Source organism: Pandoraea sp. ISTKB (genome assembly GCF_001721285.1).
Classification (GTDB): domain Bacteria; phylum Pseudomonadota; class Gammaproteobacteria; order Burkholderiales; family Burkholderiaceae; genus Pandoraea; species Pandoraea capi.
Map to the genome: position 1 here is coordinate 1 of NZ_MAOS01000059.1, position 13,240 is coordinate 13,240.

General features: G+C 63.6%; 10 protein-coding genes and 1 tRNA gene. 6 read left to right on the plus strand and 5 right to left on the minus strand.

Annotated features, from left to right (window positions below; translation table 11 throughout):
• A tRNA-Glu gene (locus A9762_RS21450) sits at nucleotides 1-76 on the plus strand.
• 158 nt (nucleotides 77-234) lie between these two features.
• Nucleotides 235-459, plus strand: coding sequence for a hypothetical protein (locus A9762_RS21455; RefSeq protein WP_039393487.1), 225 nt, complete (start codon nucleotides 235-237; stop codon nucleotides 457-459).
• Nucleotides 460-534: 75 nt separating this feature from the next.
• Here the strand turns inward: A9762_RS21455 and A9762_RS21460 are convergent, their stop codons facing one another.
• The 3 genes from A9762_RS21460 to A9762_RS21470 are packed head-to-tail and all read right to left on the minus strand — an operon-like array spanning nucleotide 535 to nucleotide 4,880.
• On the minus strand, nucleotides 535-1,674 hold the full coding sequence (locus A9762_RS21460; protein ID WP_069344033.1) for an acyltransferase: 1,140 nt from the start codon (nucleotides 1,672-1,674) through the stop codon (nucleotides 535-537).
• Between the two features lie 38 nt (nucleotides 1,675-1,712).
• The gene (locus tag A9762_RS21465) at nucleotides 1,713-2,702 is read right to left on the minus strand and encodes a DUF6492 family protein (protein WP_069344034.1); all 990 of its coding nucleotides are present in this window, start codon (nucleotides 2,700-2,702) and stop codon (nucleotides 1,713-1,715) included.
• Between the two features lie 18 nt (nucleotides 2,703-2,720).
• Entirely contained in the window at nucleotides 2,721-4,880 is a 2,160-nt protein-coding gene (locus A9762_RS21470) for a hypothetical protein (protein WP_069344035.1), read from the minus strand.
• A gap of 256 nt (nucleotides 4,881-5,136) precedes the next feature.
• Between A9762_RS21470 and A9762_RS21475 the strand changes: the two genes are divergently transcribed.
• The 4 genes from A9762_RS21475 (at nucleotide 5,137) to A9762_RS21490 (ending at nucleotide 10,343) form a co-directional block, all read left to right on the plus strand.
• Entirely contained in the window at nucleotides 5,137-5,856 is a 720-nt protein-coding gene (locus tag A9762_RS21475) for a polysaccharide biosynthesis/export family protein (protein ID WP_083254172.1), read from the plus strand.
• A 147-nt stretch (nucleotides 5,857-6,003) separates the two neighbouring features.
• The gene (locus tag A9762_RS21480) at nucleotides 6,004-7,320 is read left to right on the plus strand and encodes a hypothetical protein (protein WP_069344037.1); all 1,317 of its coding nucleotides are present in this window, start codon (nucleotides 6,004-6,006) and stop codon (nucleotides 7,318-7,320) included.
• Nucleotides 7,277-8,980 (plus strand): glycoside hydrolase family 44 protein, encoded by a 1,704-nt coding sequence (locus A9762_RS21485; RefSeq protein WP_240493663.1) that lies wholly within the window; start codon nucleotides 7,277-7,279, stop codon nucleotides 8,978-8,980. The genes A9762_RS21480 and A9762_RS21485 overlap by 44 nt, the downstream gene beginning before the upstream one ends.
• Before the next feature lies 1 nt (nucleotide 8,981).
• Nucleotides 8,982-10,343, plus strand: coding sequence for a lipopolysaccharide biosynthesis protein (locus tag A9762_RS21490; protein ID WP_240493664.1), 1,362 nt, complete (start codon nucleotides 8,982-8,984; stop codon nucleotides 10,341-10,343).
• A gap of 116 nt (nucleotides 10,344-10,459) precedes the next feature.
• Here the strand turns inward: A9762_RS21490 and A9762_RS21495 are convergent, their stop codons facing one another.
• Together A9762_RS21495 and A9762_RS21500 are read right to left on the minus strand one after the other, a co-directional pair.
• On the minus strand, nucleotides 10,460-11,389 hold the full coding sequence (locus A9762_RS21495; protein WP_069344039.1) for an NAD(P)-dependent oxidoreductase: 930 nt from the start codon (nucleotides 11,387-11,389) through the stop codon (nucleotides 10,460-10,462).
• Nucleotides 11,390-11,402: 13 nt separating this feature from the next.
• The gene (locus tag A9762_RS21500; protein ID WP_069344040.1) at nucleotides 11,403-13,130 is read right to left on the minus strand and encodes an FAD-dependent oxidoreductase; all 1,728 of its coding nucleotides are present in this window, start codon (nucleotides 13,128-13,130) and stop codon (nucleotides 11,403-11,405) included.
• Nucleotides 13,131-13,240: the final 110 nt, after the last annotated feature.

Genomic DNA, 13,240 nt, shown 5'->3' on the forward strand with positions numbered 1-13,240 from the left:
GTCCCCTTCGTCTAGAGGCCTAGGACATCACCCTTTCACGGTGAGTACAGGGGTTCGAATCCCCTAGGGGACGCCATCCAACGGCAGCGGTGTGACAATCGACACATCGAAGCCGACCGGCGTCAGATTCGCTAACGCGATTCGTCGACACGATATGCGCGCGGTACAAACGCAGTACAAAGTCAAAAAAGCCGGGTGTCTTCACGACATCCGGCTTTTTGCTATGGATCTCCGATGAGCAAACCTGCCCTGACCCTCAAGTTCAAGTGCACCAAGTGCGCGAAACCCGTCACGCTGTACTTGCAGAAGACGACCGCCTGCTCGCATATCACGCCCTATCAGGGCTGGTGCAAGTGCGGCCAGTTGATGCGCCACGCCACGGGCGACAAGGATGCCGTTGCGTCTTTCGTCGATTCGATGGATCCGCTCTGGTCGCATCACCACCACCATCATCATTGAGCACTGCGGGTGCGCACGGCGTCAGCCTGCCGCGCGCCTTGTTCACCCGACGCCGGATCGACCGCCTAGCCGTCGTCAGCGCGCCTTCGCGGGAGTGCCGATCCAGGCCAGATGTCGCCGAAGGAATGTCTGTGCCGGTGCTTCCCACACCCGGAAAACGACTCGGGCGAGCGCGAATACGATAATCAGATAGGCCGCCAGGAACCACGGGCTCATCGCCGCCGTCGCGCTGGACATCCCCAACCGTTGCAGCACGATCACGGTCGTGAGTTGCAGCGGGAAGTGGATCAGATAGCTGGAATAGGTCGTATTGCCGAGATTGGCGATGGGCGACGCCAGCCGTTCCGGTATCCACGGCTCGATCGCATGCAGCAGCACGATCGAGACCGGCGCGATCACCGTGGCCGCCAGATATTTCGTGCCGCCGAAGAGGGCGCACACCGCAATCAATCCCACATACGCCGCACAGCACAGCACTACCGTCGCCCGACGGTGCGCTTCGATCACGTCGCGCAACCGCTCATAGAGCAGATGCACTGCGCCGCCCATGAAGAAATAGAAGGCACAGAACACGATGTTCGCTTCGCTGCCCTTGACGTGCTGATGGATCAGCAAACCGCCTGCGGCGGCCGAAAGGCACATGATCGCCAGCGTCCACGCCAGTCCGATGCGGAAAAACCGCGCCAGCAGGAAGAACGCGACGTAGATCACGATCTCTGTCGACACACTCCATACCGGCCCGTTGAACGAGTCGGTGTAAGGCGTGAGCCATCCGGACGCGAAGATGACGTTGACGAAAAAGTCGTACGGCGTGTTGTACGGATAAATGAAGAACGCCGCGTTGTGCCGTATGTAATACGCTTGCAATAGCGCCACGGCGACAAGCGTCACGATATGCAGCGGATAGAGCCGCGAGAAGCGATTCAGGAAGAACAGACCGCCGGAGACTTTGCCTGCCGCGATCTTCGTCAGATAGCGATTGAAGAAGATGAAGCCCGAGATCGTCCAGAAGACGTTGACCCCGAGCCATCCGAAATCGTAGAACGGATGCAGCAGCCCGTAGAGCGGCTGGGCGCTGCGAACCACCTCGATGGATGCCGTCTGCGGCTGAAAGAAGAAATGCTGGTAATGCCAGATGAGCACCGCGAACGCGCTGAAAAATCGCAGAATCTCGATGCCGACCATCCGGCCTTTGGCGCTGCCCGTACTGCTCATCGAATCGGGTCCTGTTGATCTCGTGGGGACGGTTGGCGTTATTTGATGCCCGCGCCGTTGCCCAATAGCTTCTTGAGCATCTTGAGTCCCTTGCGTACGACTGCCGAGTACAACTCCGCGCCCTTGAGTGCCGGATCCACGTGCCGCTCGTACGGCTGAATCTCGATTGGGAAGTACGGAGACAGCTTCGCTACGACCTGATCGAGCGGGATCTTCGTGTTGCTCTGAACCACGGCGAACAGCCCGTCGCTCTCCGCAGCGAAGTAATGCGCGGCGTCCCACTCCTGCATCTTGTCGGCAAACCACACGCTCTCGTCGGCGTGCAGCGTGCGTTGCGGCGGCACCGCTTGCGTGTGGTACTTGTCGAGCAGGCCGGCGCGCTCGGCGTTGAGCCAGTACAGCGTGTATTCCGTCCAGTCGATGGCGTAGTTCGCGAGCAGCACGCGCTTCCAGTCGGTGCCGTTCACGGCTTCGAGCCGCTCCTGCAACGACAGGCACAGCGAGCGCGAGAGCGTTGCGGGCGTCCACCAGACCCCTTCACGGTCCAGGTGCGGATCGACGTCGAGCAACTTGGCCGACGCCTCCCAGTAATACGGCTCGACGCTGCGCCCCTTGAGGTGCGTGATCGCCCGTCCGTCGGAGATCAGCGAGTCGTAATCGAACGCGTGCGTGGCGAAGCAATCCGGATCGAAGATCAGGAAGTACTCGGTCTCGATCCATTCCGGCGCGTTGATCTTGATGATCTGCTGCCGATGCCAGTTGCGAATCTGGTGCCGCTGCGAGAACTCGTTGAACGCGCCCATGTACAGCGATTCGTCGATCACCTCGATGGGGAAGTCGGACCACGCCCTGGCGTAGCCACGGACTTCCTCGACTTCGTCGTGCGGCACGATGATCACGAAGCGATGGAACAGGTCCGGCGTCGTGAAGTGGCGCAGCGACGAGAAGAGGATGTCACAACGGCCGATGTTGTCGGCGTAGTGCCTTCCTCGGGTCTTGATCGGCAGGATCGCGCTGATTTGTTGCATGATGGTCTGAACCGACGGCTAGAAGAACCGGTAGATGAAGCTCGGAATATATCCGCGACGATGCGTGAGCGCCACACCGATCAGTCGTCCGCCTGCGTCTTCCACCTGCGCCTTGAGGCCGGCGATGACCGGCTTGCGCGTGGCTTCGGCGCGCACCACGAGCACCGTGGCGTCGGCCAGCGACGCGTTCTCGATGCCGGTGAACGACTGGCTCGACGGCGGGGCGTGCACGACGATGTAGTCGTGCGAGTCGCGCAACGCATCGAACAGGCGCGTGACTTGCTGCCACGACGACGGAATCCCGCCGCTGCGCGGCTGCGCCACGACGATGTTGTGACCCTCGACGCGCGTGAAGACGATGTCCGCAAGCATGCCATTGGATTCGTCGGTGGCGACCGGTGCCGTCGCGTCGGTGCTTGCCGTGCCGCTGCCGCCATTCGACGGCCATGCCAGCAGCCCTTGTGCGTTCGGCTTGCCATACATCGGCGCGTCCGGCGTCGAGGCGATGTCCAGGATCAGGATCGGCTTGCCCGAGCGGTGTTCCAGTTCGCTTGTCAGACCTTGAATGACGGACGAGAGGCCATCGTTCTTGCCGGTCGACAAGGCCATGACGACCTTGGCATGCGCGTTGGTGCTGCTGTTGATCGCAGCGATCATGCGCCCGTAAGCCAGGTGAGCGGGACGAGAGTAGGCGGGTTCCGCGTTCGCGACGCCAGCGACCATCCCCCCTACGGCCCCTGCCGCACCCGCAACGCCTCCCGCTGCCGCTCCACGCCGTTCGCCCCCCAGCAGGACCGGCGCATTCACCACCGGCAACAGCAGGGCACGTTCGACTTGTTCGGGGCTCAGGAAGGTCTCACGCAGGCTCGACAGGATCAGCACCGTCAGTGCGGAGAGCAGCAAACCGGCGGCAATCGAGGCGGCGATCAGCAGACTGGCCGACACGCTGCGTTGCGACGGCGGGAACGGTGCCTGAATCACGCGCACGTTGGTGCCGTTGATCTGGCTGACCTGACCCTGCTGCACACGCGCGAGTTCGACCTGACGCGAGCGGTCCTTGAAGCTGTCCGCCAGAATGTCGCGACGCGCCTGCAACTGGCTCAACTGGCTCGACACGTCGCTCATACCTTGCAGCTTGTCGCGCGTTTCCTTGATCTGCGTATCGAGCGCAGCCTGTTGCGCGAGACCACCGGCAATGCTCGCGTTGAGCACCGCCAGACGCTCCTGCACCACGTCGTAGTAGTTGTTATGACCGAGGCGTGTCGCGGTCATCATCTCCTGACGCTGCTTCGCGATGTTCGCGCGCATGTCGGCGATCTGCTTGTCGAGTTGCACGACGAACGGGGACGTCGCCATGTAGCGCGACGCGTAGTCCGCACGCTTGTTCTCGAGCTCGCTCAGCGAGCCTTGCAGGATGTTGATCGCGCGGCTCGTCTCGGAGTCGTCCGTGTAGATCGGAATCGTCGAGCGCACCTCCTTCGTGGACGTTTGCAGCGACTTCAGTTCGCTGCGGTCCTGTGCGAGCTTGGCGTCGGTCTCCAGCTTGCGCTGCACGAGCTGCGATTCGAGCAGCACGGCGCGCGAGGTCTGGTCGTCGATCTTCACGATGCCGTGTTTCTTCTGGAACGCGAGCAGATCCGCGTCGGCCTTGTCGAGTTGCTTGCCGACATCGTCACGCTGGCTGACCAGCAGATTGACGCGACCCGAGGTGAAGATCGAGGCGCGCTGGCGGAAGTACTTGTCGAGCAGACGCGCGAGCGCATCGGCTGCCGCCTTCGGATCGGTGTCCGAGTACGTCAGCGTGATGGTGTTCGCGAGATCGTTCTGCTCGATGTGCAGACGCTTCTCGAAATTCTGCAATTCGCGGTCGATGTCGCTCGCCGTCGCGCCGGGGCCGAGTTTCGACAGAATGACGTCGCGATGCAGCTCGGGGCTCGACAGAATCTGCGCTTCCACGCCGTTGAGCTGACCCGGCGGGGGTTGCAGCGACACGCCGCCGTTCGGGTTGTTCGTCTGGTCGTAGTAGCCCGCATTGAGGACGAGCAGTGTGGCCTGTGCCCGATACGGAATCGGCACGAAGAGGGCTACGAGCACGCCGAGCGCCACGATGGCGAGGAACACCGTCGTCGCGATCTTGCGGTAGTAAAAAAGGGTGTTGAGATAATCCCGGATCGTCACGTCGACGACCGCGGCGTGCCGGTCAGGCCTTGTTCTAGTCGTAATTGCCATAGGGATGCAAGAAGCGGAAAGGTTGCCCGGCCATTGTTGATGGTTTCAAGGCGCATATCTTACGCAAGAAAGTCCCCAGAAAGTCCCCCTAAATCCGGCATTATCCTAAATCCGACGCTGATTTATCGTGCTTGGCGAGACGACAGAAGTGCACTAGAGTACGGTCCAAACCGTGCAACCACCCCGGCCTCGTGCCATCTGTCCCATGAACATGCTCCGCCCGGCCTGCGTACTGGCGCTGATGACGCTGACGGCCTGCACCCATACCTGGGTCGACACCAAATACCAGCAAACCGACCGCTTTGCGACGTGGGTCGACGCGACGACACCGTCACCGTATCGACTGTTGCCTGGCGACGACATTTCCGTCGTGCTGCCGTTCAACATCGAGCTCAACTACAAGGGCCGCGTCGCACCTGACGGCACCGTTGCCATGCCGTTTGCCGGCAATCTTCCGGCAGCCGGCCAGACGCTCGCGCAGTTCGGTGATACGGTCAACCGCGCGCTCGCGGCCAATCACATGACCGCCAATGCGATGGCCATGGTCGCCGTGACGCAGACCGCCGCACACGTGTTCGTCGGCGGTGAAGTCGGCAAGCCCGGCGAACTCGCGCTCACGCCCGGCATGAGTGTGATGCAGGCGATCATCACCGCCCAGGGCCTGCTCGATACCGCACGGACCGGCGAAATCGTGCTGATTCGCCGCAGCCCGGACGGCCGTCCGATGTTGCGCACGATCGACGTCAAGGCGCTCACGCAGCAGGGCGATCCGGCGCAGGACATCGTTCTGCAATCGAACGACACGATCTTCGTGCCGAAGTCGGCGATTGCGGAAGTGGACCTGTGGGTCGACCAGTACATCAACAAGGGCCTGCCGTTCAACAAGAACGTCAACTACGACATCAACGGCGCTCGCAGCTTCTGATCGTCCGGTGCCGGGCGTCGCGAGCGATTCGCGACACCCGGCGTCATCTCGGTCGATCCCGGCGATTTCGCCGTCGGCCAGGCAAATCGTGCAAGTCTAACCACTGAATTCAACCGCTTCGTGACAGCCGCGCAGCCACCTCTCGACATGGATACCCGCCCCGGTAACCCGACCGATGCGACGCACGGGACGCCAGTCCCGGACGACCTGCCGGCCGTGTTCGCGGGCGGCCTGCCGCGCACCTTCGTCGTGGGGTGCCTGGTGGTGCTTCTGCCGCTCTTCGGCCAGACGTTCCACTACATCGCGACGCTGTACCCGTTGTGGGCGCTCTCGAAGGCGTTTCCGATACTGACGCTGCCACTGGTGCTGCGCCTGGGCAGCCAGCCGCGCTTCCCGCTGACGCGACAGGTGCTGCTGAGCTTCGCATGGCTGGTGCTGGTGCCGAGCTTCGCCGCCGTCATCTACTTCAACGAGAGTTTTTTCACCAGTGTGACAGCGCAGGTGAAACTGCTGCCGATTCTGTATTTCTTTTCCTTCCTGGCGCTGCTCCTGATGCTCAAGCCCACGTTGCAGGAGCTGGGGCGCAGTTTCGTGATTCTCGGCGCGGTCATCGTGGGCGCGTTGATTCTCATGTGGCTGCTGGTGCCCGCCGACTGGTACAAGGAAACCTACGTCTTCGGACAGGCGCCGTTCTTCACCAGCGACAGTCGCGGACACCGTATCCGCATGTCGATGTACTTCCCGTTCATCCTGCTGTTCTTCTGCTACCGCCGCGCGTTCTTCGAGCGTAACGTCGGCTATCTCGTCAGCGTGCTGATCGGGCTGGCGGTCGCGTTGCTGATCGTGAAGTCGCGTGCGCTGGCGATCGGCATCATGGGCGTGCTGGTCATCAATACGTTCGTCTGGGCGCGTCCGCGTGCGCGCATCGGCCTGATGCTCGTGGCGCCGATCGTGCTGGTCGGGGTGTTTTCGATGGGGTATCTGGCGACGATCTTCAGTGCGAATTCCGAAACCGGCTTCGATACGCGCCGTATATCGGCGCTGCTTGCGACGCGCTTTCTCGGCAATGACTCACTGCGCTGGCTGTTCGGCGTGGGCACGATCAGTCCCGCGAGCGGCGACACGCTGACCACCTATTTCCACCACTTCTTCTTCCTCGCCGACATTACGTGGCTGGGGATCGTGTTCGAGTACGGCCTGCTAGGCGCGCTCGTCATTCTGTGTTTTCAGTTGCGCGGCCTGTTTTTCTACCGGCGCCTGCGCGCGGAAGTCGAAGACGATTTCCTCGGCGCGCTGTACGACTATCTGGTCTTCGTGCTGCTGGTCTCGTTCTTCTATCCGCCAACGCTTGCGCCAGGCGAAACGGCGGTCATTCTGGCGATCTTCGTCTACATCTGGCGAGAAGGCGGATTCGATCATCGTGCTGTCCCCCGGAGTCTTCATGCGCGTGTTGCCGCGCCGTAGTGCGCGTATTGGGCGAATCGGATTTGCCCGACTGATCCAATTCGTAGGTGCGGCTGTCCTGCTGTCGTCCGCGGCCTGTACCAAGGCCACGCCGGGCGGTCCGTTGCCGGTCTCGATCGCGGTGGATGCGGCGGCGAACCGCCATCCGATCAATCCGTTGATCTACGGCATCAATTTCGGCACGACGGCGATGTTGCAGGATTTGCGCGCGCCGCTGAATCGCTCGGGCGGCAACAGCGCGTCGGCCTACAACTGGCGGCTCGACGCGCGTAACGCCGGTCGCGACTGGTATTACGAGAGTCTTCCGGTGAATCCGACGGACATCAACGACCAGTTCGGCGACCGTTTCGTCGCATTGACGCAGGCCGCCGGCGCGCAGCCGATCATCACCATCTCCATGCTCGGCCGCGTGGCTACGCTCTCGCGCTCGCGCGACCGGCTCGCGAGCTATTCCATCATCAAGTACGGCCCGCAGCAGAACCACGACGTGGACGGCATGACCGACGCCGGCAACGGCATTCTGCGCGACGGCACACCCGTGGTGAACGATCCGGACGACGCCACCGTGCCTGACGATCCCGCGAGCCAGCAGGCGCGTGTGAGCGCGCTGGTGCAGCAATTCGGCCCGGCCAAGGCGGGCGGCGTGAAGTACTACGCAATGGATAACGAGCCGAGTCTGTGGCAGTTGATCCACAACAACTCGCACCCCACGGGGGCGCACGCCAGCGAGATCGCCGCCAAGGTGATCGCCTATTCGCGTGCGGTGAAGGCTGCCGATCCGCATGCCAAGGTGCTCGCGCCCGAAGAGTGGGGCTGGAACGGCTATCTGTACAGCGGCTTCGATCAGCAGTATTCGGTCACGCACGGTTATGCGCAGGCGCCCGACCGGCTGAAAGAAACCGGTGGCATGCCGTACATTCCCTGGCTGCTCACGCAGTGGAAAAAGGCCGGTCGTCCGGTCGATATCTTCAGCCTGCACTTTTATCCGCAGAGCAAAGAGTACGAAGAACCGGTGGACGGCAACTCGACGGCCATTGCGCTGATGCGCAACCGTTCGACACGCAATCTGTGGGACCCGAATTACAAGGATCCGACGTGGATCAATAGCGTGGTCGCGCTGATTCCGATGATGCGTCAGTGGGTCGACACGTATTACTACCCCGGCACGCCCATCGCGCTTACCGAATACAACTGGGGCGCGGACACGCGCATGAACGGCGCGACGGCGCAGGCCGACATTCTCGGTATCTTCGGCCGAGAGCGGCTGGATATGGCGACGCGCTGGGGCACGCTCGATCCGTCGATGCCGGTCTACAAGGCGATCAAGCTGTATCGTAATTACGACGATAAAGGCGGCGAATTCGGCTCGACGAGCGTGTCGACCACGGTGCCCGATCCGGATACCGTGTCGGCCTTCGCGGCGCTGCGCGCGAAGGATGGTGCGATGACCGTCGTCGTCGTCAACAAGCAACTCGATCGCGCGGCGCAGGCCACGGTCTCGGTAGCCAACTTTGCGGCGGCGGGCACGAGCGAGGTCTGGCAACTGGTGGACAACAAGCTCGCGCGCGCGCCGGATGCCGAGGTTTCCGGCGGCGAACTGCACGCCGATATGCCACCGCAGAGCATCATGCTCTTCGTGCTGCGAAAGGCGGTGAATTGAGATGAACCGGACGTCGTCGCCATCGCCGTCACCGTCACCTGCGTCGGGCAAGTCCGGCGCTTCGATGATTCGCGGCAGCGTGATCAGTCTCGGTGTTCGGCTGCTGGATCTGCCGAGTCGTTACGGTTTTCACCTGCTGATCGCGGCGGCGCTGGGCGTCGTCGAGACCGGGAATTTCTACATTGTCTTCAGCACGATGGTGGCGCTCGCCGGGTTCGGACGCCTCGGTATCGATCAGGCGCTGACGCGTCAGTTGGCGATGGATGTCGCCGCCGGTGACGCCGCCGCCGTCCGGCCGACGATTCGCCGGGCGCTGGGGCATGTCTTTCTGGCGTCGGCCGCGGTGTCGATTCTGCTCGCAGGCGGGGCGGCGCTCTTTGCCAACGACATCCTCAAGAAGCCCGAACTGGTGGTGCCGCTCATGCTCGGTGCGCTGTCGTTCGTCCCGCAAAACATGGGGGCGGCCATTGCCGGTGCGCTCGCTGGATTGCAGCGCGTCGGTTTCAGCCAGATGATCTACTCGTGGTTGTGGCCCGCGATCTTCTGCGTGGCGGCGATTCCGCTGGTGGCGACGGGCAAACTGACGGTGGCCAATACGCTGATTCTCACGGCGGCGAGCTTTACCGTCGCGGCGATCGTAGGTGCGGTGTTGCTGCGTCGATTCCTGCGCGAGGTGCCGGCCGGCGAGCCGCACGGGGCGATCCCCGGCTTACTCAAGCCCGGCCTCTCGCTGTTCACGCTCGAACTCACCAAGCTGCTGATTACGTCGGCGCCGGCCATTGTGCTGGGTATCGTCGCGTCGTCGCGCGAGACAGGCCTGTTCGCGCTCGCATGGCGTCTGGCGCTCGTCGTCAACATTCTGATCAGCGGTGTGACGGGAATGGCCGCGCCGCGATTCGCCAGCCTCTATGCGCGTCAGGATCTGCCGGGGCTGGAGCGCAGTGCGGCGCAGGCCATCGGGCTGGTGCTGTGCCTGGCATTGCCGGTGACGCTGGGCATGCTGCTCGTGCCGCACTTCCTGCTGAGCCTGTTCGGTCACGGATTCGACGACGGCGCGAGCGCCTTGCGTGTGCTGGCGCTCGGGCAGATCGCGGCGGCCTGTTTTACGGCGATGCCGGAACTGCTCGGCATGACGGCGCACACGCGCGCACTTATGCGCATCAACGTGGTGTCGGTCGTGGTGCTGCTGCTGGGGCTTGCGGTGCTTGCGCCGATGGGCGGCAGCGTGGGTGCGTCGGTGGCGGCGTCGCTGGCGATTGCCGTGAACGGTGCAGCCGCCGCGTGGGCAGCCCGTCGCTTGCTCGGCGTGTCGCCGTTCGCCACGCTGTGGCGCTGGACGGCGGGGCGGCTGACGCGGCGTTAAGTCGCGGATGCGCTGATTGATGCGTTGACTGATGCGCTGAGACGCTGAGGCGTACCGTCATCGACATTACTGTCGGCGGCAGGCGGGTGGCATCGCTCCCCGCCCGTCGCCATCGGTCAGGCGCGCGCGGCTTCCGCTTTGACGGCTTCGCGCCACGGCGTCCATGTCACACCGAAAGTCTGTTCGGCGCGGCGCGCATCGAGACAGATATCCTGCTGCCACAGGCGCGCGAGCGATGGCGGCAACGGCGGCGGCAATCCCTTCACACCGACCTTGCGTCCCAGAATCTCGGCAATCTTGAGTGCGGGCGCCACGAGCTTCGTCTCGATCTTCAGACGTCGTCCGCCGATGCGCTTCACAGGCGTTGCCCCCAGCGCCATGGCATACGCCACGAAGTAATCGTTCCAGCGCGGGGCGTCGGTCATGGCGAGGTTGTAGGCCTGCCCGCCCGCTTCGGGGCGACGCAACGCACTCATGACGATTTTTACGACATCGTCCACATGCACGAGGTTGCTGTGCGCGTCACCCGCTGCGCCAAGATCGCCGATACGCCCTGCGCGCAGCAGTTCGGCAATGCGTTCCGACCATTGCGGGCTGCCGCCACCGTAGACGCATCCGGGGCGCAGCAGCGAGACCGTGCGCAGTCCGGCGAGCAATTTCTCGGCTTCTACCTTCGCCATGCCGTAAGGGCTTGCGCCGTCGAGTGCGGCGGATTCGTCGATGTGTCCTTCGGCCGTGCCGTACACAGCCATCGAGCTGAAGTAGACGACGGGCATGGGCTTGCCGACAGCGTCGAGCGCCTCGCGCAGTGCGCGGGCATTGGCGACGATAGTCTCAGGCGAGCCCGCGACGCAGTTCACCAGCGCGTCGACGTCGGCCAGCGCAGCGCCGAGCGAGGCGGTGGAGAGTGCATCGACGGCGCGCATGCCGGCGTCGGCACGACGTGAAGCCGCGACGGGCTCGGCCCATGCGCTGGCGGCAAGGGCGTTGACGACATGGCGGCCGATGAAGCCGGTCGCGCCGGTGACAAGAATGCGAGCTTTCATAAGGCGGACGGGATCAGGTAGGAGTCGAAGAAGTCTGGATGGCGGATGTGACTGATGTCGCGGGCGAGGGTAGTGCACTCACGTTCGCCCGCCCCTGCAAATGGTCGGCGAGACGCAACGCCAGTGCGACGAGGCTCAATGTGGGGTTCGCCTGGCCCGACGTCGGAAAGACCGCCGCGCCCGCAACGAACACGTTGTCGGCCTCATGCAGGCGTCCATCCGCGTTGACCACGCTGGTGCGCGGGTCGTCACCCATGCGCGCCGTGCCGATGTGATGGCCGCCGTAGGCGCCGTAGCGCGTCATTTCGGCTTCCACCTCGGCGGGCTCGTACGAGAAGCGGCCGACGCCGGTGCGCTCGATTTCCTGCGCCAGTGCTTCGAGCGAGCGCGTCACGGTGGCGACGTCCTGCGACGTGTAGCGCCAGTCGATGTGGATGCGTCGCATGCCGAGTGCATCGCGCTCGTCGCCCAACGTTACGCGACTGTTTTCGTACGGTACTTGCTCGGCATGAAAGTCCAGGCTGAAACGCAGGTTGGCCGGGCGCACGATGACCGACGGAAACTTGCGTGTTGCGAGCGTGCGATGCATCGCCCAGTGCGTGAGGAAGCGCACGGTGTCGGGCACGTCCGTGATCACGTTGCGGGCGTGCGCGAGCCAGTTGCCGATGCCGCCGGGCGCGTCGCCATACAGACGTTTGGCGTATTCGTACGGCACGATCGGGCGCGCGAGATACAGCGCCGAGAGAATGCCGTTGCCGTGACCGGCGTCGGGAATGCGCGGGTGGTGCAGGCGCGCGATAAAGTTGCCGGCATGCAGCGCGTGCTGCGCCTGAGGACGCAACGCCAGTCGTCGACGGCAGTAGATCCCTTCGTCCGAGATGTCGTAGCCATGCCAGACGGACGTCGCACCCGACAGATCCATCGTGCCGATGGTCCCCGCCAGATGGCTCATGTAGTAGCGGCCCACGACGTCATGCGCATTGCCCAGCCCGCGACCGCTCGCGCCGGGGCTGTTCAGCAGCAGGCGCGGCACTTCGAGGCCGCCGGTCGCGAGCACGTAAGCGCGTGCGGCGACCGTGAACGTCTTGCCGTCGAGCGTCTTGACCTGCGCGGGGCCGACGAGGCGTGGCTGGCCGTCCTGCATGGGCAGATGGCAGAGGTTCGCATGCTGAATGACCCGGACCCGGCCTTTGGCGAGACGGGCGCGATAACGACTGCCGAAGTCCGTCGGACAACTAAACCTCTCCAACGTGTTCGTCGAAAACACATCGCTGTCGAAGCCCCCGATCATCGGACGCGACGGGTTCGACGCACGCGGGAACGCCTGCTCGGCGGTGTAGGCGAATTCCCCGGCTTCGCACAGGGCATTGGCCTGCCCATGCCACGGCATCAGGTCGTCGAGCCCGATGGGCCAGCCACTGTGCGGCACGTAATCGCGGGCTTCGAAGTCGATGGCGTCGAGCGGCATGCAGCGCCCGCCCCACAATGTGGTCGATCCGCCGAAGCGGCGCACGCGGTAGCTGTCGGCCGGGGGATGCAGGCGCGGGTCTTCGACGGTGCCGGTGTAGAGCTGCTGCACGGCAGGCTCGGGCGTGTCGGCGCCACTTTCGAGCAGCACCACGTCGAGCCCGCTGGTTTCGAGTGCCAGCGCCAGCGTGATGCCGGCCGCACCGGCACCTGCAATGCACAGATCCGCTTGCAGTTGCGAGCCGGAAGGAATGTCGTGAGCGTCGAGGATCATTGGTCGCGATATTTTTCTTCGGGTTGTCGTCGTGAAATACGCGACATCTCATCAAAAGTGTCACTGACGCAGCGCAGACGCGCTGCTACTATCGTGCCTGCCATTAAACG

What these genes read in the sequence shown, in the direction of transcription:
- A9762_RS21455 (WP_039393487.1), top strand. Translation starts at nt 235, where the DNA reads ATGAGCAAACCTGCCCTGACCCTCAAGTTCAAGTGCACCAAGTGCGCG.
- A9762_RS21465 (WP_069344034.1), bottom strand. Translation starts at nt 2,702, where the DNA reads ATGCAACAAATCAGCGCGATCCTGCCGATCAAGACCCGAGGAAGGCAC.
- A9762_RS21495 (WP_069344039.1), bottom strand. Translation starts at nt 11,389, where the DNA reads ATGAAAGCTCGCATTCTTGTCACCGGCGCGACCGGCTTCATCGGCCGC.
- A9762_RS21475 (WP_083254172.1), top strand. Translation starts at nt 5,137, where the DNA reads ATGAACATGCTCCGCCCGGCCTGCGTACTGGCGCTGATGACGCTGACG.
- A9762_RS21500 (WP_069344040.1), bottom strand. Translation starts at nt 13,130, where the DNA reads ATGATCCTCGACGCTCACGACATTCCTTCCGGCTCGCAACTGCAAGCG.
- A9762_RS21480 (WP_069344037.1), top strand. Translation starts at nt 6,004, where the DNA reads ATGGATACCCGCCCCGGTAACCCGACCGATGCGACGCACGGGACGCCA.
- A9762_RS21490 (WP_240493664.1), top strand. Translation starts at nt 8,982, where the DNA reads ATGAACCGGACGTCGTCGCCATCGCCGTCACCGTCACCTGCGTCGGGC.
- A9762_RS21460 (WP_069344033.1), bottom strand. Translation starts at nt 1,674, where the DNA reads ATGAGCAGTACGGGCAGCGCCAAAGGCCGGATGGTCGGCATCGAGATT.